Source organism: Streptomyces aquilus (assembly GCF_003955715.1).
Classification (GTDB): domain Bacteria; phylum Actinomycetota; class Actinomycetes; order Streptomycetales; family Streptomycetaceae; genus Streptomyces; species Streptomyces aquilus.
Window position 1 is genome coordinate 261,752 of the sequence record NZ_CP034463.1, and the last position, 19,357, is coordinate 281,108.

A 19,357-nucleotide genomic window follows, 5' to 3' on the forward strand; every position below is an offset into this window, starting at 1 on the left:
CCATGTGTCGGACGCCACCGTATAGGCACCCACTGTGATCGACAGGGCACTTAGCGGAATCATGGAACCTTCTCAAAAGCCACATGGCTTCGGCCTATGCTGGCCCGGACCGGCCGCGCTCAGCGGCCGACGCTGGGGGGATCGCGTGAACCAGGCCACGGGTCGGTCCGCCGACCAGGTCGCCCGAGGGCTCGCCTATGTCTGCGAACATCGCCTGTATATCGAACGGACCATCGCCGAGAGCTCGGCCGACCAACGCGCGGCGCTGGCCAGGCTGACCGATCCGACCGCCGCTACGGATGTCGCCGCCGACCTGGAGAAGATCCATCGCGCTCTGCGTACCGCCCGCGACGCCTTGGGCGTATACGGCCAGGCCAGTACGCGCGGCCTGGTTCACCCCGCCGGGGTCGAGCAGGAACTCTTCGAGCCCGTGCTGCGCTGCCCCCGTCGCCAGTACCCCTGCACGCGCTTCGCCCAGCCCGGTCCGGGAACCGCTTCCAGGTGTGAACTGACCGGTATGGAGCTGGAACGGGGCGAGTTGCAGGAGTGAGTGGTTTTCTGGGCCAGCTGGGCCAGAAACTGGCGGAGCGCTGGCTGACCCTGTTGGTCCTTCCCGGTGCGCTGTATCTAGCCTCCGCCGCTTGTGCGCGCGCCCTGGGCCAGACCCATCCGATCGCCGTCAACCGCCTCAGCGGCCATGTCACCGCCTGGTCCCATTCGCGGACCGCGGCGACCACCGCGGGTCAAGTGCTGGTGTTGGCAGGGGTCTTGGCGGGTGCGGCGGCCGCCGGGCTGGCCGCTCAAGCTCTCGGCTCCGCCATTGAGCGCGGAGTGCTGGCCGCGGACTGGCGCCAATGGCCCTTCCCGGTACGCGATATCGCCGCCCGACGCACCGCCTCGCGCCGGGCGCGATGGGATGCCCTGCACGAGGAGTACAGCGCCCTGTACCGGGCTGCCGGGCCGACCGGCACCACGGTCACCGACGAGGACCGAGACCGCCGGCTGGCCACCTGGCACAGGAAGACCCGTATCGCCGCCGAGCGCCCGGAACGGCCGACCTGGAGCGGCGATCGCATCAACACCGCTGCCGTACGCCTGAAACGGGACCGGCACCTGGACATGGGTACGCTGTGGCCGCACCTGTGGCTCACCATGCCGGAGACGACCCGCACCCAGATCACGGACGCCCGCCAGGACCTGACCCGGGCCACCACGCTCGGCGGCTGGACAGTCCTGTACGCCGCACTGACCTGGTGGTGGTGGCCGGCAGCGGTCCTGGCCGGGGTACTCACCGCCGTCGCACGGCACAGAATCCGCGCCGCAACCGACACCTACGCCACCTTGTTGGAGGCCGCAGCCAGACTCCACACCGGCGAGCTCGCGGCCGCCCTCGGTGTCAGCGACGCCGACAGCACGGCCGAGAGCGGTGACGTGGTCATGAGCCTGCTGAGACCCCTGCCGCCGCCCCTGGCCGGGGACTGACGGAGACAGGGTCTTCCACCCGCAGCAGGGCCCCGGCGATGACGGCCTGCCCTGCATCGAGATCGCGGCCACCCCCGTCTTCGCCTGCCTCGACACCCACCTTCAGGCCGCACGCATCTCCGCGAGACCTCGCCCCGACCTCCAACATCCGCTCCGCCGGGCGGGACTCACCACCAACCCGACCGAATCGCTCGCTGGTCCTGCCCGGCCGCTCCACCCTCAGCCGCCGACGGCACGCCCCTCCCCCTCGGCCCTAGGGGACATACCCGTCCCCACCCAGCCGCTGCAGCGGCTGGGTACGTTCAGGCAGGATCTCGGGGGTGACAGCGGTGAAGTCCACCGTTGGCGCCGGCGCCTTGGTCAGCCGGGCCGCAGCCCATTCATCCACAACCTGCGGGGTGGCCAGGACAGCGTGCAGGATCTGCTCGACTTCCTGCCGCACCGCTTCCGTCACCCGTCGATGACCTCCTCGACATCCATACCCCTCACCCGCCGCCCAGAGGGGCATCCCGGTGCCGGGCCGGGCCGGCTGACACGACGCTGCCCGGCCGTGTTCGTGCGTGGCCAGCTCCATGGGGCGACGCTGCCGCTGAGCGGCGCTCAGCGCACGGGGCGGTAGGTCGCGATGATCACACCGCTGCTGGTGGGTTCGGCGCTCACCAGTTCCAGCTTCTTCAGCGCGGCGTCGTCCGTGAACAGCTTCTTACGGCCCTCGCTGGCCACCACCGGGTGGATCAACAGCACCAGTTCGTCCAGCAGATCCAGCTCCAGCAGCGAACGAACCAGCGTCGGGCTGCCCGCGACGGTGATGTCCTTGCCCTCGCCCGCCTTCAGCTTCTCAACCGCGGCCACCAGATCGCCGTCGATGAGCGTGCTGTTGGCCCAGTCGTCGACGCTCTCCAGCGTCGACGAGACGACGTACTTGGGTGAATCGTTGATCCACTTGGCGAAACCGGCGTCCTCCCCGCTGGTCACCGTCGGCCAGTATCCAGCCCACTCGGTGAAGGTCACCCGGCCCATCAAAATCGTGTCCGCCGTCTCCAGCGCCTTCCCCAGCGCGGCGCCCATCTCCTCGTCGAAGGCGAACTGCCATTCGTTCGGCGACTGGACGACACCGTCGAGCGAGATGAACGGACTCGAAACGACCTTGCGCATGATTCCTCCGTGATGATTTCCGGGACGGCAGACCCGGTTACGGCCGGGACGGCCCTGCGACCAGGGACCTCCGGCCCCGTTGGCTATGCCGGGAAACCTACGCGGGCATCGAGGACGAGGGCTTGTACAGAAGCGACAGGGGCTCAGCCCCGCCCGGTCGGCACAGCTGAGTGGCGGTCCGGCCGATGTACCGGGTCAAGGACCGCGCCAGATGCGGCTGGTCGAAGTAGCCCAGCCGGTGCACGACGTCCTGGGCCGGCGCGCCCTCCTGGATCAGTACCGCCGCCTCACGGGCGCGGTGGATCTGCCGGATGGCGCCCCGGGTGAGGCCCGTCGCCGCGACAAAGCGGCGCTGGAGGGTGCGCTCGGAGACATCGGGGGCAGCCCCGCCGAGCACGGCGGGCACGATCGGATCGCAGTCCACGATGCCTTCCCGGACCATGCGCCGTACGAAAGCCTCCGCGTTGTCGTAATCGGGCGGGTGCCAGGCAGAGCCCTTCAGCCAGACCGAGCGCCGCGTCACATCGGGTATCTCCGCGCTACTGCCCACGAGCCGGCTGATCGGCAGGTGCGGCATCGAGGCACCCAGGGCAAAGCTGATACCGAAGAACGTGGCGTCCTTGGGGACATCAGCCAGACATGCGCTGGGTTCCGGGCCCAAGACGGCCGCCTGGACCTGACCGTCGTGCTCCCAGAAGACGAGCTCCCAGTGCGATGCCGCGATCGACATCATCCGGCCCTCTCCGTCACTACGGCTGCGCCACACCCGCTCGATGTACGGCAGCTCCGACGGCCTGCTCTCGATCACCAGATCCAACGTGATCCCCCCTTCACCGCTGCCTGAGCCGCCAGTGTGCCACGCCGTCATGACAGCCAGGGCGCCTGCGAGATGGGCGGGAGGAACCGGCGCAGATCGGTCTGGCTGAACGCAGGGTGACGCCGCCTCGCTCGCGGCCGGCTTGCTCACCGCATCCGCCGACTTCGACGCCCGCCCTCCCACTGAAGGAGGTGCCGACTGCCGGCCCGGCCCTCGTGTCCGCGTCAGCCGCGTTGCCGACGGGCGCGCAGCGTGGCCCAGTGGCGCAGGCGTTCGCTGATCTGGGCTTCGTAGCCGTTTCGGGTGGGCTCGTAGTACGTCTTGGGGTTCATGTCGTCGGGGAAGTAGTCCTCACCTGAGAAGCCGTCAGCCGTGTTCGGGCCGCACTGGTAGTCCTTGCCGTAGCTAAGGTCCTTCATCAACCGGGTCGGGGCGTTGAGGATGTGGGCAGGTGGCATGAGCGAGCCGGTGTGCCGGGCCGATCGGTGCGCCGCGTTGAAGCCGCGGTAGACGGCGATGGACTTGGGGGCGGTGGCGAGGTACACGACGGCCTGGGCGATCGCCAACTCGCCTACGGGGGAGCCGAGTCGCTCGTACACATCCCAGGCGGCCAGGGTCTGCCGGACGGCGTGCGGGTCGGCCATGGCGACGTCCTCGTTCGCGAAGCGGACCAGACGGCGGGCGACGAACAGCGGATCTTCGCCGCCGTCGAGCATGCGGGCGAGCCAGTACAGGGCCGCGACCGGATCCGAGCCGCGCATCGACTTGAGCAGCGCGGAGATGAGGTTGTAGGGGCCCTCCTGCCCTTTGTCGTACAGAGGGGCGCGCTGCTGGATGCGGTGGGCGAGCGCGGTGGTGTCCAGGGTTGTCCCGGTGTCGGGGAGGGCCTGGAGCTGTTCGGCCATGTTGAGGACGAGGACCTGGGTGCGGGAGAGGAGGGCGCCGTTGAGTTCGAAGCTCGGGTTCTCCGCGGTGGCGCCGATCAGGGTGACGGTGCCGTCCTCGGCGTAGGGGAGGAAGCTGTGCTGCTGGCGCGGTCGGTGGGAAGCGTTGTGCTCTTCGTTCCAGCGACAGTTCGGCCTGGCCGTGTTGCCGCGGTGCCCGATGACCAGGCCGCTGCCGCGGTAGCGCCGTCGGCGATCACGATTGTCCCGCTGTGACGGCAGCGTTCGCGCCGGACAGCTCCCATGCCTTGCAGTCGTCGCATTGCCGAGCAGGGGCAGCCAGGGCTGCGCAGCCATCAGCCGGTTCGTTTACGCCTTCCTGCCCCTGGTCCAGTCCCCCTCCCCTGCCGCAGGCGCGAATCAAGGTGTTTTCCATTCAGGAAATTGACACGCACATGACGTAGGATGCGCCTCCGGCGATCTACACAGAAGAGGAATTGTGAAGAAGGCGCACATATGTCTCGTGGTGGCGTGCACTCTCATGGTCGCCTCGTGCGGAGGAAGCGAGGCACCGATCAACACGTCCCGTCTGACGGATCGGGAAAAGGAATGGGTCGAGTTCTCCTATGCGCACGAGAAGAATGAGGACGTCAAGCGGACCTGGGAAGGGCTCACCGCTGACGGCGTCAAGGCCTACCTCGATCGGCAGCGTTCCGTCGTGTGCGGCGACACGGCAGCGCTGATGCAGAGCCTGAAGGAGGCGGGCTGGGAGGCAGGCGACATGCAGGAGTACAAGGAGAAGTCCGACCAACTGATCTGCTCGCCCTTCTAGGGCCGATCGCCGCGAAGGCCCCCGCCGAAGTGGGCAGGGACCTTCGCTCGCTGGGTGGGTCAGCCGGTTTCCCTACGCCACCGCACCCCCGAGAATCCTCAGCGAGTACTTGTCGTAGGCCCGGTGCAGGATCATCGTCACCGGTCCCGAGGTGAACACCCCGCTGACGACGTACTCCTTCTTGTTTCCCGTCTCGGCGACCCTCTTCTCGTACAGGGAATCGGTCTCCCGCTTCGCCTGCTCAAGCCACGAGGACGCCTTTCCGTGGTCCACTCCCGACACGTCGAGCCGTGTGCAGGCCGCCAGGAAGTCGAAACCGTCGGATTGGTTCGTGCTGGTTCGGCACAGGAGCGACGACATGTTCCGGTGATCGGCGTATCCCGCCGAAAGGGTCATTCCGTTCCCGCGCTGTCCGTGGATGTAGGTTCTCTTCTTTCCGTCGGGCATCTCTTCGTCGACGGGTTTGTCCAGCTTCAGCTTCCAGTCTTTCGAGAGTGCGGCGAGGAAATCCTTTCCGGAGTATCCGGCGTCCATCGTGTCCGCCTCGCCGAAGCTGGGCTGCTTGTCGCTTGTCACCGCGTGCTTCGGCAGCTCGGCGGCCCGCGGCGCGGTCCTCGACGCGGACGGCTCGGCACGGGGCGCCGCGGCTGTGGTGCGGTCGGACGCCGCAGGCTCGGGCGTGCTCCGGCTGCAGGAGACGGCTCCTGCCGTGCCGATGACGACGGTCATCAGCACGGCGGGAACACGGAGGGCGGCGCGCATCACACTCCACCGTCGACGAGGTTGCACGGGCCGGGATCGGCGGTGGTGAACGGAACGAAGGCGATCGCGTCGAACACCACGTTGTCGTCCCCGGTACCGGCGGAGTGGAGGTTGTCCGCCTCGATCCGGCCGCCCTTCCAGAAGGTGAACGTGCCCATCTCGAACCAGGTCTCCTTGCCGTTGCTGCGGGTTCCCTGGTTGACGTTGCAGTAGTCGGGCTTGGCGCCGGCCGTGTTGTCGCCCGGGATGAAGTTGTAGCGGACGACTGCCTCGGCGCCGTGGCTGGGCAGGTGGACGAAGACCTTGTAGCGCTGGCCGAAGTCGTCTCCCGCGGGGAGCTTGTTCGGGTTGACCTGCCAGCGGCCGGTCACTTTGTGGAAGTAGTCGGTGTCCGGGTAGTTGTGCGTGAAGTAGACGTGGTGGTCGTACCCGGCGCCGAGCTGGTGCAGGTCGATGGGGGCGATGTAGGGGGTCGCGCGGTAGGTGCCGTCGTCCCGCTGCATCGTGATGTTGTCACCGACCTGGAGGGTGAACTTGCCGTCCCAGGCCCCCTCGAAGTCCCCGCAGCCGTAGGTGTCCTCGTGCTCGCCGAGGTCATCGACGATGATCGCGTTGGTGTAGACGCCCGGGTGGTCGATGCACGGGCCGTGGTCGTACTTGCTCTGGAGTTCGGGCTCGCCCGAGCCGAGTGCGTAACGGAGGGTCTCCGTACTGGAGTTGGCGGTGCTCTGCGACCCCATCCAGTTCACGCTGCTGTCCCAGTAGCAGGAGGAGTCCCAGCTCGGGCAGGGGTCGGCCGCGTCCGGGTCACAGGCGTTGATGGACGGGGCGCAGAACGCGTCGAGCGGGGCGACCGTGATGACGTCGAACGGCATGTCCGGCTTGACGTACGACGCCACGCCGTCCCAGGTCATCTGCGGGACCTCCGCCCAGCCCAGGATCTTCTCCTGGTAGCTCCAGTCGCCGGGGTGGGAGGCGTCGTCGTAGCTGTAGCGCAGGAAGGGCTGGCGGTCGGCCGGGTACTCCGGCTTGATCGGGTTGTTGAAGTAGCCGAGACCGACGGCGCCGGAGGTGTAGACGCCGGAGTTGTAGCCCCACAGCGCCATGTACCAGTTCTCGAGGTAGGCCGGGTCGCCGTTGTTGGTGTTCATGCCCAGCGCCTTGAGCTGGTTCCACTTCTCGCCCAGGATCTGCAGACCGGCGGCGATGTTGGCCGCGTAGTCGGTCGTGATGGCGCCGGCGTGCAGGGCGTCGTACTGCTCGGAGTCCTTCTCGGACATGCGGGTCGTCACCTGGGCGATGCCGTATCCGCAGTCGGCCGAGGCCCGGTTGGGGTAGTAGTGGATGCCGTTGCCGTTGCCGAACCAGTCGGACTTGGTGACATTGCCCGAGTCGCCGTTCACGGAGTGCCAGGAAGCCTGCTTGAAGTTGGACTCCTGGGCGAGGACCCCCAGCATGATCTGCGCGGGAATCTCACCCCCGCCGGTCAGCCTCGGCTTCTCGAACAGGCCTTGCGGGGTGTAGGCGCCAAGGCCCGTGTCGTGCCAATTCGCGGGGCGGGACACCGTCAACTGGCCGTGCACGGCCTGGTCGACCGCCCATTCGACCATGTTCGCGCTGGCCTGGAGCGCCTGGCGCTTGGGGTCGTTGCGCTTGACGATACAGGGGGTCTCCATCTCCGCGATCTTGCCGCGGACGGCCGCACCGTACCCGGACAGACACTGAGACTCCGGGCCGCCCTCACCGCAGGTGAGCGGGTCCGTGTCGTCGCGGCCCGCCGTGACGAAGGCGGCCGGGTCCATCGACAACGAGGAATCCGGCTTCGGCCGTTCCCGGTCGGCGTCGACGAGGGTGCTCGCCTTCGCCCCGGTCCTGAGAGCCGTCGCCTTGACGGACAGTGATCCGGCGCCCTTGGCCGAGGGCGAGCCGATGGTGGAGGTGATGCCCTTCATCTGCTCGGAGAACACCGAGTTGGTCACCAGGTGACCCTGCCGGGAGATCCCGACCACGCGGCCGCTCACCGCGTGCTTGGCGAGCCCCGGTGCGCGGCTGGTGTCGATTCCCGCCACGTCACCGACGACCGCGTCGCCGTCGGCCACCGGAAGGAGCTTGACCTTGCCCTTCGGGGCGCGGCCCAGCTCGGTGAAGTCCTTGCCGTCGAAGCGGGAGATGACGCTGCTCTCGCCGTCGACCGTGCCGATGTCCACGGTGCCGTTCTTCGAGGCCGTCAGGGCGAACATCGGGCCCGGCACCGCGGCGAGACTGCGGGCGGACAGCTTCTTGCCGTCGCCCTTCAGGTCGACGAGGGCACCCCCGAGCACCCCGACGGTGCCCCTCTGGGTGGGCGTGACGTGCGTGAGGTGGCCCTTGATCGTGCGGCGGGAGGACACCGATCCGGTCTCCGCGTCGACCGAAATCACCGTCGTCGAGCCGATGGACCGGTCGGTGGCCGAACTGGAGGTGAAGGCCACCTGGTCGCCCGTGCCACAGCCGGGCGCGAAGTAGGCCAGTTGCACCCGGTCGGGAATCTCGGTGACCTTGCCGTCGGAGAGCCGGATCACCGCGGCGAACGCGCCGCTCTCGTACGCACCGGGCTCGTTGGACCAGGCCGACGGCGCGTAGACCGCCGCCGCGTAGTTCCCCGATCCCGTGGTGCAGACGTAGCCCGTCCACGGTCCGACCTCGGACAGTTCCCTGCGGTTGAGCCGGGCGATCTCGTAGAAGGAGAACCCGTCGCTCTCCCGCGCCGCGAGAATGTGCAGTCCCTCGGCGTCACCGGTGGCCTGCACGATCTCGTCCGAGGAGGAGGCGTAGCCCGAACCCAATTCCTTGCCGGGCGCGGAGAACAGGCCAGGCGTCGCGCCGTCCGCGGCGGTGGGGGCCGTCCGCACCGCCGGGTCCGAGGAGGCCAGGGGGACCAGAGTGGCCGATGCCGCCACCACACTCAGTGCTATCAGAGGGTTCGCGGAGAAGTATCTCCTGAGACGTCTCTTGCGCATCTTCTCCCCTACATCCAGTCCGTGCACGAGCCGTGCCGGAGCGGAAGGCTGGCGTCGTTGTTGTTCTTGATGTAACGCAGCGGCGCGGGGTCGAACTGGGCATCGACGTCGTTCCAGCACGCCTTCGCCGTCGTGGCCTTCCAGTTCTGCATCTTGGTGTAGGCGCCCGCCACGCCGTCGCCGAGCAGGCCGGTCGTGTCGTACTCCTCGATGCCGCCGTCGGGAGCACGTGTCGTCCACAACGTCCCGTACACGTAGTCGGGGGACGTGTCGAGATCGCGTGAGATCTTCAACCACACCCCCTGGCACAGCGGCGACCAGATCAGCCGCACCGCGACCGACTCGTCCGGCTCGGTCACCTGCTGCAGAAGCTCGGCATCGTTGTCACACCCCATCGCAATGGGGTCCTTGCCCGCACAGGTGTCCCGAAAGCAGTCGACCGCGGCCGCCGGGGACGCCTGGAATCCCTGAAAGGCCCCGGCCAGCAGCGTCAGGGCAGCCATCGTCGGCCCCCATCTTCGTATGCCGTGCACTCTCATCACCTCAGATCTCTCTGCTCTTCTGGGCGCCGCATCGAGGGCAGCACTTCTTGCCGCGTATCCACCGACACGACACCAATTTGTCCGAGACATGACATACTCAGTCACGGTGTCGACCGGCTGCCCATCAAGATCTCACAGCAACATCCCGGCCGGTAGCGGGTTCATCAAGTCGTCCGCGAACAGTGAGCCGGCAGCACGGATCGCCTGTGCAGCCGCGAAGTTGACGTCTCGGCACAAAGCGGCCGCGCGTAGCGGCCGACCGCGCGGGAGGCGGCAGGCCTGGTGGCGATGATGTCGCTCGCCCGGCGGGCATGCGGTTGCGGAAGTGGCCCTTCGCGACGAGTTCGTCGACCGGCTTGGCCGCCAGGACGTACTTGACCCAGTGGCCGGCCATCGCCGTCTCCCGTGCCGAGTGCGATCAGCGGGTGCGACTTGCCGGTGCCGGAGTCGCCGATGAGGCAGCGGGGGCAGGCCTTTCTTGATCCCATCGCATTTGACGTGGGTGTGGACCATGGGCGCGGTCTCGGATCATGTGACCGTTCCGATGCCAGTTCAGGTCGCCGGCCTGGCCAGCCTGTGCAGGGTCCGCGCGGCAGGTGATCCGGGGTCGGCCGTGATCAGGACGACTTCCTGGTCATCCTCGGGCACGAGCAGGACGTCACAGTTCAACCGCAGCGTGCCGGTCTCCGGATGATCCAGGATCTTGGTGCGGTGCCCGGGGGCGTGGACCGGACGCGTCTGCCATATCTGCCGGAACTCCTCGCTGCCGGTGTGCAGTTCGGCCAGCAGAGCCGTCAACTGCGGGTCGTGCGGGTAGCGGTCGGCGGCCCGTCGCAGCCGCGCCACCACAATGTGCCCGAACTCCTCGGCGCTGGAGCTCTCATACATCCGTCCCTGGCCAAGGAAGCGGCGCCGGGCCAGGTTCGCCCTCCCGCCCCTGAGATCGCCGCCGAGGAGTGCCTGGGCCAAGGGGTTCCAGGCGACGACGCCGTACGCCGCGTCAGTGACGATGGCACCGGTCTGCGGCAGTCGCTCCAGCATCCGGGCCACATGCGGGCGTACCCGCCGCACGGCACTGACGCCGGGCGGCGCGCTCGATCCCGCCAGGCGGAACAGGTGGCTGCGCTCGGCCGGCGTCAGCCGCAGTGCCTGGGACAACGCGTCCAGGATCCGCGGGGACGGCCGCGGGCCCCGGGCCTGCTCCAGCCGCGTGTAGTAGTCGACCGACATGTGGGCGCGCTCGGCCACCTCTTCGCGGCGCAGGCCCGGGGTCCGGCGATCGGTGCCGGCCGCCGTCAGGCCGATCTCGTGGGGACGCAAGGCCGCCCGGCGCTCCCGCAGGAAGCGTGCCAGCTCCTGTCGTGCCATGCCGCTTCCTCCCACTGCCTGGTACAGGTCGTCCCTGGCAGGACGCCCACAGCCAGGGAACCGTAGGTGCCATGAACGATCGCACAGCTCTGGTCACCGGTGCCAACAAGGGCATCGGCAAGCACATCGCCCGGCTCCTGGCCGCCGAAGGCGTCACCGTGTACATCGGCGCCCGCGACCGCGTGCTCGGACAACGAGCCGTCGAGGAGATCGGCGCACGCGCCCGCCTCCTGGTCCTCGACGTCACAGACCCTGACGGCATCGCACAGGCCGCCACCCAAGTCGACCGCCTGGACATCCTGGTCAACAACGCCGGGATCTCACCGTCACTCGCCTTGCCGACCGACACCAGCGTCGAGGAATTCCGGCGCACATACGAGACCAACGTCTTCGGGGTCGTGGCGGTCACCAATGCCTTCCTGCCCGCCCTGCGCCAATCCCCGCGCCCGCGCATCGTCAACATCTCCAGCGGCACCGCATCCCTGACCTGGAGCACACACCCCAACCCCCAGTTCACCCCGGGAAACGGCGGCGCCGCTGCCTACCGGTCCTCCAAAGCCGCCCTCAACGCCCTCACCGTCCTTTACGCCCAGACGCTGGCCGAGGACGGCTTCAAGGTCAACGCGCTCGCTCCCGGCATGCGGGCCACCGACCTCAACCCCCTGGCGGCCGCTGCCGGAGACGACCCGGGCGAGGCCGCCCAGGCAGCCATCCGCCTGGCACTGCTGCCCGACCACGGCCCCACCGGCGGCTTCTTCTCTTGGGACGCAACACCCGTGCCCTGGTAAGGCACCGCTGAGCAGCACAACGGAGTTACGTTGCAGCCCGTCTCGACGGGCTGGCCACCACGGAGCTGATGGCCGCAGCGCAGACAGCTGGCATCCCCTGTCACACCTCGCAGCGCGGCGACCTGGTGATCTTGCTGCTGGCGTTGGCCGAGTGGGAGATATGGTCGTGCCGCGGCGGCCGGCCCATGTCCACGGCCCGGCCGCGGCGTTCGAAGCGCCATGCGGACAGTACCGACTCGCTCAATTCCCTGCGGGTATCGGACCAGATCCCGCAGGCGCCACACCATCCGTTTCATCCCAGACGTCACCACCGTCAGCCCAGGTCCACAGCCATTTCCGTAGGGAGGCGGTCGCATGGCGAAGGCCGTCGTGAGGGTCTTCCCCAAAGGGGCAACCGTCGGCGTCGTAGAGAAGCACTGGGTTGTCGACTGCGCTCAACGAGACATGCCATTCCATCGTGCAGCCGCCGTAGGCGAGAAGGAGCCACGACGGTGGCATGCCCTCTGACCGGTTACGTTCGTGCACGCTGGCCGCGCACGGCCAGTCGCGCACGTGCCCTGGGGCCCGGTTACCGTCGGTCAGACAGGCAAGCCCGCCATCGGGTCCGAATCCTCCGTTGGCGACCTCGGTGTAGAGGCGCCGAAGCAGTTCGGGAAGGCGGCGTCCGATTCTGTCCTCTGCCTTCTCGACGTCTGACAGGGAGATCGGAGGGAACAGCGGCCCGCGAGCAGCGTCGGCGTAGTAGTCGCGCACCTCCTCGGTCTCGGCCTTGAGCTCGACCGTCCCGTCACTGCCATACGAAACTATGTCGCCTCGTATCCGTTCCAACCGGGGCTTGCCACAACGCTCGATGATCCACGCGACAGGGACGTCCGCGCGGTCGAATCGCAGGCCCGGATCCCACGCGCGAGCCCGCACAGCTTTGATCAACGCGTCGTCGTCCGCCTCTTGCCTGGTCTTTGGGCTGGGCTCACGGTGGAGTGGCGCCGCGTGATCATTGGATGTCAACGCAACACCTGATGATCACCGGCGTCCTCAGCTGCTTGGACGCGCCACCGGAACCAGTAGTCGAGCCCATCGACCCGGTAGCGATCACCCGCGTCGAACCGCAGCTCGCCGACAAGCCGACGCGCGTCGTCCGGTGCCTGGCGGTGGGGGGCCAGTATCAGTGTCAGTTCGTCGTAGCGGGTATCGATTCCCCCGTGACCCGGATGGCTCTCAGTGGTGACCGTCCCGGCCTCATAACGCTGGTTCCACCGGGCGTAGATCGCCCATTGCTCGCGTTCCAGCTTCACCGCGGCCTCGTCGGCGGGCCACACACGGTACTCGTTGGCTTCGTCGTCTTGGCCGTAGTCGTCGTTCTGAAAGTAGTGGGGCTTGCCGTCTACGTCAGCGAGGCCGAAGCGGGGACCGTCGTACCACTCCAACTCGACGTACACACGCTCAAAGCCGTCCGCGATCAGCTGCGCTTCGTCCCAGGTCTCAGCCACACAAACAGACTACAGACGGCAAAGCGCATGCCTCCAACGTATCGATGAACCCTGTCGGAGGCAGCGTGGTACGGGAGGCGCGGACAGGGCCCTGCGGCCGGCGGTGACGCCGGCCGCAGGGCCCTGTCGGGCGGGACTCCGTCGGGATGAGGCTCGGTCAGCCGTCGGACTCCGGCGACGGGAGGTAGGCGCCGGGTACCGCGTTCGGCGCGTAGACCTGCTTGTCGCCCGGGTACGGCTTGGTGAAGTTGTGCGTCTGGTACCAGGTGTAACGGTTCATCTGCTCGGGGTTGGCGTAGTCCGGCACGGCGTTCGGGCCGGTCAGGCGCTGGTGCGAGGCCCAGGCCTTCCACTGCGCCGCGACCGTCCGCGCCGCCTGGGACACCGCGGTGGTCGTCGGCGCGGCGGCCGCCTGCTTGTCCTGCGCCGCCGGGGTGTCCGAACCACAGGTGGGCTGGGGGCTCACACCGAGGGTCAGCGAGGTCCGGTTGGGCACCGCGGTGAACGGCGTGTAGTTCGCCTTCGGGGTGAACGCCCCGTACATCGGGGTGGCCGCGCTGTCGAGCTGGTTCATCGGGTGGATGCCGAGGATCTGCTCGATGGTGCGGACCATCGTGATCTGCGAGTAGTAGTGGTTGTCGACGGTGCCGTGCTGGGCGTACGGGCTGATGACCTGGACCGGCGCACGGTGGCCGTCGATGTGGTCGAGGCCGTTCTGGGAGTCGTCCTCGACGACGAAGATCGCCGAGTCCCTCCAGTACTTGCTGTGCGTGATCTCGTCGACCATCCGGCCGACCGCGAGGTCGTTGTCGGCGACTTCGGCGGAGGCGTTCGCCGGGCCGCCGGTGTGGTCGTTGGAGAACCAGAACATGTTCAGGTTCGCCGGACCGTTCTTCTCGAAGTCCTGCTTCCAGATCTGTTCCTTGTAGATGTCCGGGACATCGAGGTCGAACAGCGGGAAGCCCTGCACCGCCACCTTGTTGAGCGACGGGATCGCCGAACCGGTCTTGATGGGGTACTGGGTCTGCGCGCCGGTCGCGGCCATGTTCTTGCTGTCGCAGTACAGGTTCTGCCAGGTCGCGCCGGCCGGCTTGGACTCGATCGACTGGAACTCGCCGAAGTCCTTGACGGACTTACCGGCCGCCTGCGCGCCGGTCCAGATGAAGCCGGTCTTCTGGTGGCCGAGCACGTCGTCCTCGGTGTCGTAGCTGCGCGTGTACTCGCCGGCGGAGGACTCGGTGTACTCCGGGTTGTCCGACTGCATCAGCCAGTTGTGGCCCTCGGCGGAGTTGGTGCCGACGTCGTAGAAGTTGTCGTAGAGCCCGAACTGCTGGGCCAACGCGTGCTGGTTGGGCGTCACGTTCTCGCCGAACGTGGTCAGCGAGGAGTCCCCGTCGCCCTGCGGCAGGTCGCCGAAGACCTGGTCGTAGGTCCGGTTCTCCTTGACCAGCAGGAAGACGTGCTTGATCGTCGAGGGGTCGCCCAGGCGCAGCGGGACCGGCAGCGGCTTGGCGTGGCCCTTGCCGTTGGCGGTGAGGACCGAACCGGCCGTCCAGCCGTTCTGCCTGAAGACGTCGGCCGTCTGCGAGCGGACGGTCTTGTCGTCGGGCAGCGTGAACTGCGTCAGGCTCGACGTCGTGTCGTGGGTGTTGTGACCACTGGCGGTGGTGGGGCGGCGGGCGTCGACGCCACGGGTGTTGGAGACGATCACCTGCTTGCCGACGGTGGTGATCCCCGAGGGGAAGTAGTCCGTGGGAAGCAGGCCGACGTAGCGGGCCGGCTGCTGCGCGGAGGTGTAGCGGTAGACGGCGACGGCGTTGGCGCGGCCGAGCGTCACCAGCAGGCGGCCGTCGTCGGTGAGCGTCACGGCGTTGGGCTCGTACCCGACCGAGGCCTCCGGCCACGGCTGGGTGGCGATGGTCTGGACGACCTTGTCCTTGGCCGTGTTGATGACCGAGACGCTGTTGTCGGCGGTGTTCGTCACGAACACCGTGCCCTTCTTGGCGTACACCGCGATCGGGTGCAGACCGACCTCGATGCTGCCGACCGCGGCCGACGCGTCTGACGTGTCGATGACGCTGACCGTGCCGGTGGTGGCGGCGCCGGTGTCGGGGTCGGCCGGCACCTGGGTGCCGTAGGAGTTCATGGTGGTCTCGCCGGCCTCGGCCGGGCGCCCGCCCTCGTTGCTGACGTAGAGCTTGCGGCCCACCAGGGCGAGACCGCGCGGGGCGTTGCCGACGGCCCAGCTCTGCTTGATGGTTCCGCCGGCCGCGTCGATGGCGACGACCCGGTTCTGGCCGTTGACCGCGGAATAGACGGTGGAACCGTCGGCGGAGAAGACCGCCGCGCCCACCAGCGCGTGCTTGGTGCCGTCGGCCGGGATGGAGACGGTCACCGGGTTGCTGAGGGTGCCGTCCGCACCCACGGTGAACTTGGTGTAGCCGTCGGCCTGGCCCAGCCACAGCTGCGTGCCGTCGGGCGAGTACGTCGGACCTTCCTGGCCGACGGAGCCGGTCTTGATGCGCAGGTCGTCCGCCGCGTTGGTGCCGACCTTCTGTTTCACCTGCCCGGTCGCGAGGTCCAGGACGACGAGCGAGGCGTCGCCGTCGGCGACGGCGGCCGCGAGGTGGGTGCCGTCCGGGCTGACCGTGGACGACATGATCTTGCCGTCGTTGATGACGGTGCGGTCGCCGTACGGCTTGATGTACTGGTCGCTGGGCAGGACCTGGCCATTGCGGGTGACCTGGGCGACCTGCTGGGTGCCGAACTGCCACGTCGAGGCGACGGCGGTCCCCGTGACGCCGAGCGCGACCGTGATACCCGCCGTGACCAGGAGGGTGCGCCGGCCGACGCGTCTGCCGAAGAGGCTGACCTGCTCTTTCTCGCTAACCCGGCGCAGCCGTGTTACCTGCATGGACTTATCCCTTCGAGGTGGTGTCGAGCAGTTCGACGTTGCCGTCGAACTGCCAAAGGGGGTTCGGGGCGTCCCCGGTGGGGGTACGGACGAGGAAGTAGCCGTTGACTTCCTTCGGTCCGTCGCCGTCGGCCACGAACCGCCCGTCCGAGGCGACGTCGAGCTGGTAGACGGCCGTACCGGCCACCGCGACGTCGGGGAGATGCCAGGTCACGACGCAACGCCAGTCGTTGCCCGCGCCTTCTTGAGCGCCCTGGCCGTCGCTCTTGGTGCACGCCGCCGTGGTCCGCAGCTGCGCCTCCGTGACGGCGGGTCGGTGCAACTGCCGGGTCTGCAGCCGGTAGAGGTGGGCGAAGGCGGTGGCCACCGAACGCTGGACCTTGTCCTGCTCGATGCCGGAGCCCGTGGACGGCATCGCCATGGCGACCACCGCGACGGTGGCGGCGGTGAGGGCGGCCAGCGGCAGCAGCCCGAGCGTGAGGGCCCGGCGACCGGCACCGTCGTAGGCCAGGTTGGTGAAGTCCCGCCGCAGGAACAGCAGATAGGCCAGTGCCGTCGCCAGCACGGCCCACACCAGGCTGACCGCGACGCCGATCAGCAGCGGGCCGAGCTGGGCCGGGCTGGTGAACAGGCCGTTCCAGGAGAGGAAGGCGTAGCCCGGCAGGGCGAGGCGTACGGCGACCGGCAGTGGCAGCATCTGGGCGACCTGCATGCCGAGGGCGACCAGCGGCGGCAGCAGCAGGCCCGTCGGGGAGCGCCCCAGGGCCACCGATCCGAGCAGGCCGATCGCGGCGAGGGCCAGGGTCGGCGCGAGCGCGCACAGCCACGCCAGCAGGACCCGGCCCGCCGCGTCCCCCGGTGTCAGCAGACGGCCGTCGAGGCCGACCAGCGGCTGGTTGCCGACCGACGCCAACCCGCCGACCACGCTGGAGCAGACGAGCCCGGCCACCAGCAGCAGGATGACGGAGAGGCTGGCCAGCGACTTCGCCACGAAGATCCGGCGGGGTGGGCGGACCGCCACCAGCAGATGCCGCCAGGTCCCCAGTCGGTCCTCGGCGGCGAACACGTCACCGGCGACCACCGACGTCAGCAGCGGCAGTGCCCAGGTGCCCGCGAAACCGAGCATCACCAGCGGCCCGGCCCACCCCGTGGCATGCATCCAGCGGCCGAACAGCGTGTCGGACGGCAAGGTGCTCTGCCGGCTCACCCCGGCCACGAAAAGCGCCGGCGCGATCCAGCAGGCCAGGACCAGCAGACGGATCCGCCACTGCGAGACCAGCTTCACCAACTCGAAGCGGTAGCCGCGCGACAGCGGCACCCGGCGGACGATGGCAACGCTGTCATCGGCGATGGCCGTGGTCATTTGCCGTCCTCCTGACGCTCGGTGAGGGCGAGGAACGCGGCCTCCAACGGCGAGACGACGGGCGCCAGTTCGCGCACGGCGACACCCGACCGCACGAGGTACGCCACCAGTTCGTCGAGCGCCGGCACCAGGGCTCGTACCACCAGTACCTCGGCGTCCTGCCGCATCCCGGTGCCCTCGACGACCCTGATCCCGTCCGTGTCGTTGGCCAGTCGGCGCGCGGCCAGCGGATCGGAAGTGCGCACCCGGTAGTCGAGTTCGCGGTTCTCGGAGGCCAGCTTGTTCAGTGGCCCGGAGAAGACGACTCGTCCGGTGGCGAGGATGGTCACCTCGGAGCACAGCGCCTCGAGGTCGTCCATCCGGTGACTGGAGACGACCACACTGGTGCCGTCGGCGGCGAGCCGGGTCAGAACCCGGTGCACATGTCTTTTGCCGGACGGGTCAAGGCCGTTGGAGGGTTCGTCGAGCACCAGCAGCCGGGGCTTGGTGAGCAGGGCGGCGGCCAGACCGAGCCGTTGCCGCATGCCGAGGGAGAAGCCGCGGGCCTTGTCGTCGGCGACGTCGGTGAGGCCGACCTGGTCGAGCACCTCGTCGATTCCCGCCGTCCGCGCGTCGTGGCCCCGGAGTTGGGCCAGCGCGGCGAGGTTCTGCCGGGCGGTGAGGGAGGGGTAGAGGCCGGGACCGTCCACGAAGCCGGCGACCCCGTCGGGAACGGCGAGCGCCCGCTCCACCGGCGTCCCGAGGATCTCCAGCCGGCCGCTGTCGGCGACGGCCAGCCCCAGCAGAAGGCCGAGCAGCGTCGTCTTGCCGGCGCCGTTGGGTCCCACCAGGCCGTGGATCTGCCCCTGCGTCACATCGAGGTCGACGTTGTCGAGTGCCACGACATCGCCGAAACACTTGTTGATCCCACGCGCCCGGACCGCGAGAAGTGCGTCCATAGTCCCCTCTTCCCAAACCCCCAGGAAACCTAGGGACGCCACACAGCGCAGGCGGGGGACCAGGGTTGAACGTCCAGGGAACGGATCGTCAAGTGATTGGCAAGTACACGAGTACGAAGCACTCGCATCGGCTGAGAAGCGGGCAAGGGGGTCGGGCGTAGGGCGGCCCCGATGGGCGGACGCTGGGAGCTATGACGCACGAGCCCGGTCGACCGTCCCGCCGAGCCGTACTGCTGGGTGTTGCGGGCTGCGTTCTCGGCGCGGCGGGCCGCGTCGGCGCGATCCTCGCCCACTCCCGCATCGAACTGCCGCCCGCCGCCCGGGCCGATCTGCGCGGCGGCCGCATCCACGACGGTGTCCCCACCGCGATGCGGCGTCTGGCGGGCACATATCGGATGTACGTCAGCGTGGTCCGCTCCGGCCATCCCCTCGATGTCTTCGGTACCAGCCGCCCCAGCGGCCATCCCCGCGGCCGGGCCTTCGGCGTGTAGCAGATCCACGGCCACGCGGTGGTCGACCCGGCCACGCCCCGCAGCGTGATCGAACGCTTCATGCGGGACGCGGCGGCCGGCTCCTATAACGTCGGAGGACCCGTCCACCTCTCAGGCGGAGCCAGCGCCGACCAGTTCGGGCACCGACCTGGGCGGGCCGTCGACATCGCCTCCACCACCAGGATGCCCGAGGAGTCACTCGCCCCTTCCACCCGCACATCACGCCCGGAAAACAGCACATCCTCAACGTGCTCGAAGCCCACCGTTCAGGCAGGAGTTGACCTGCCCCGACTGTGCGGAGGCCGACACTTCGGGAAAAGGGCCTCTTGGTTTTCGCTGGACTCGACATCCGCGAGCTACCAAGAGGCCTTTCCTTCATGCACCAGTCCCGGACAACTCACTCGAACCAGGCCCTCGTTCGAACCTTCCGACCGCGCGAGCGGATAGAGAGCAGGCAGTTAAATCCCCCTATGGCGACCTGTTCAACACCGTGCTCGCCCCCCTGATCGAGGAGGACGCCTCGGTGCTGGCC

The 19,357-nt window shown here is 68.5% G+C and carries 18 protein-coding genes and 2 pseudogenes; 5 read left to right on the forward strand and 15 right to left on the reverse strand.

Going from position 1 to position 19,357, the window contains the following annotated elements; genetic code table 11:
- Positions 1–145: 145 nt before the first annotated feature.
- Together EJC51_RS01260 and EJC51_RS01265 are read left to right on the forward strand one after the other, a co-directional pair.
- Positions 146–550, forward strand: a complete 405-nt coding sequence (locus EJC51_RS01260) for a hypothetical protein (protein ID WP_126269284.1) — start codon at positions 146–148, stop codon at positions 548–550.
- Positions 547–1,482 carry a hypothetical protein gene (locus EJC51_RS01265; RefSeq protein WP_126269285.1) on the forward strand — a complete coding sequence of 312 codons (936 nt, stop codon included), beginning with the start codon at positions 547–549 and terminating at the stop codon, positions 1,480–1,482. Before EJC51_RS01260 ends, EJC51_RS01265 begins: the two co-directional genes overlap by 4 nt.
- Before the next feature lie 253 nt (positions 1,483–1,735).
- On the opposite strand, the gene EJC51_RS01270 is transcribed toward EJC51_RS01265, so the two are convergent.
- The 4 genes from EJC51_RS01270 to EJC51_RS01285 form a co-directional block, all read right to left on the reverse strand.
- Entirely contained in the window at positions 1,736–1,936 is a 201-nt protein-coding gene (locus tag EJC51_RS01270) for a hypothetical protein (RefSeq protein ID WP_126269286.1), read from the reverse strand.
- 146 nt (positions 1,937–2,082) lie between these two features.
- On the reverse strand, positions 2,083–2,637 hold the full coding sequence (locus EJC51_RS01275) for a dihydrofolate reductase family protein (RefSeq protein ID WP_126269287.1): 555 nt from the start codon (positions 2,635–2,637) through the stop codon (positions 2,083–2,085).
- Between the two features lie 97 nt (positions 2,638–2,734).
- Positions 2,735–3,445, reverse strand: a complete 711-nt coding sequence (locus EJC51_RS01280) for a helix-turn-helix domain-containing protein (protein ID WP_244362355.1) — start codon at positions 3,443–3,445, stop codon at positions 2,735–2,737.
- Between the two features lie 233 nt (positions 3,446–3,678).
- Complete coding sequence (locus EJC51_RS01285) at positions 3,679–4,695, reverse strand: AAA family ATPase (protein ID WP_244362358.1); 1,017 nt, start codon at positions 4,693–4,695, stop codon at positions 3,679–3,681.
- A 142-nt stretch (positions 4,696–4,837) separates the two neighbouring features.
- On the opposite strand from EJC51_RS01285, the gene EJC51_RS01290 reads away from it, so the two are divergent.
- The gene (locus tag EJC51_RS01290; protein ID WP_126269289.1) at positions 4,838–5,170 is read left to right on the forward strand and encodes a hypothetical protein; all 333 of its coding nucleotides are present in this window, start codon (positions 4,838–4,840) and stop codon (positions 5,168–5,170) included.
- A 72-nt stretch (positions 5,171–5,242) separates the two neighbouring features.
- On the opposite strand, the gene EJC51_RS01295 is transcribed toward EJC51_RS01290, so the two are convergent.
- The 5 genes and pseudogenes from EJC51_RS01295 to EJC51_RS01315 all read right to left on the reverse strand — a co-directional run bounded on the left by EJC51_RS01295 (position 5,243) and on the right by EJC51_RS01315 (position 10,841).
- Positions 5,243–5,899, reverse strand: a complete 657-nt coding sequence (locus EJC51_RS01295) for a hypothetical protein (RefSeq protein ID WP_126269290.1) — start codon at positions 5,897–5,899, stop codon at positions 5,243–5,245.
- 32 nt (positions 5,900–5,931) lie between these two features.
- Positions 5,932–8,931 (reverse strand): hypothetical protein, encoded by a 3,000-nt coding sequence (locus tag EJC51_RS01300; RefSeq protein ID WP_126269291.1) that lies wholly within the window; start codon positions 8,929–8,931, stop codon positions 5,932–5,934.
- An 8-nt stretch (positions 8,932–8,939) separates the two neighbouring features.
- Positions 8,940–9,434, reverse strand: coding sequence for a DUF2690 domain-containing protein (locus EJC51_RS01305; RefSeq protein WP_166682799.1), 495 nt, complete (start codon positions 9,432–9,434; stop codon positions 8,940–8,942).
- 376 nt (positions 9,435–9,810) lie between these two features.
- A pseudogene (locus EJC51_RS48480) lies at positions 9,811–9,983 on the reverse strand (IS21-like element helper ATPase IstB); the annotation flags it as partial.
- A gap of 42 nt (positions 9,984–10,025) precedes the next feature.
- On the reverse strand, positions 10,026–10,841 hold the full coding sequence (locus EJC51_RS01315; RefSeq protein ID WP_126269293.1) for a helix-turn-helix transcriptional regulator: 816 nt from the start codon (positions 10,839–10,841) through the stop codon (positions 10,026–10,028).
- 71 nt (positions 10,842–10,912) lie between these two features.
- Between EJC51_RS01315 and EJC51_RS01320 the strand changes: the two genes are divergently transcribed.
- Positions 10,913–11,629 (forward strand): SDR family oxidoreductase, encoded by a 717-nt coding sequence (locus tag EJC51_RS01320; RefSeq protein ID WP_126269294.1) that lies wholly within the window; start codon positions 10,913–10,915, stop codon positions 11,627–11,629.
- A gap of 163 nt (positions 11,630–11,792) precedes the next feature.
- On the opposite strand, the pseudogene EJC51_RS48485 reads toward EJC51_RS01320, so the two are convergent.
- The 6 genes and pseudogenes from EJC51_RS48485 to EJC51_RS01345 form a co-directional block, all read right to left on the reverse strand.
- Positions 11,793–11,897: pseudogene (locus EJC51_RS48485) on the reverse strand (IS5 family transposase); the annotation flags it as partial.
- Positions 11,870–12,637: an SMI1/KNR4 family protein gene (locus EJC51_RS01325; protein WP_126269295.1), complete on the reverse strand. Its 768-nt coding sequence runs from the start codon at positions 12,635–12,637 to the stop codon at positions 11,870–11,872. The pseudogene EJC51_RS48485 and the gene EJC51_RS01325, both read right to left, overlap by 28 nt.
- Positions 12,634–13,119 (reverse strand): hypothetical protein, encoded by a 486-nt coding sequence (locus EJC51_RS01330; RefSeq protein WP_126269296.1) that lies wholly within the window; start codon positions 13,117–13,119, stop codon positions 12,634–12,636. The genes EJC51_RS01325 and EJC51_RS01330 overlap by 4 nt, the downstream gene beginning before the upstream one ends.
- A 157-nt stretch (positions 13,120–13,276) precedes the next feature.
- Positions 13,277–16,033 (reverse strand): alkaline phosphatase family protein, encoded by a 2,757-nt coding sequence (locus EJC51_RS01335; RefSeq protein ID WP_126269297.1) that lies wholly within the window; start codon positions 16,031–16,033, stop codon positions 13,277–13,279.
- 4 nt (positions 16,034–16,037) lie between these two features.
- Positions 16,038–17,396: an ABC transporter permease gene (locus tag EJC51_RS01340; RefSeq protein WP_126269298.1), complete on the reverse strand. Its 1,359-nt coding sequence runs from the start codon at positions 17,394–17,396 to the stop codon at positions 16,038–16,040.
- Positions 17,393–18,334, reverse strand: coding sequence for an ABC transporter ATP-binding protein (locus EJC51_RS01345; RefSeq protein WP_126269299.1), 942 nt, complete (start codon positions 18,332–18,334; stop codon positions 17,393–17,395). Before EJC51_RS01345 ends, EJC51_RS01340 begins: the two co-directional genes overlap by 4 nt.
- 191 nt (positions 18,335–18,525) lie before the next feature.
- Here EJC51_RS01345 and EJC51_RS01350 point away from each other — a divergent pair, with 191 nt between their 5' ends.
- The gene (locus EJC51_RS01350) at positions 18,526–18,825 is read left to right on the forward strand and encodes a hypothetical protein (protein ID WP_126269300.1); all 300 of its coding nucleotides are present in this window, start codon (positions 18,526–18,528) and stop codon (positions 18,823–18,825) included.
- Positions 18,826–19,357 lie beyond the last annotated feature (532 nt).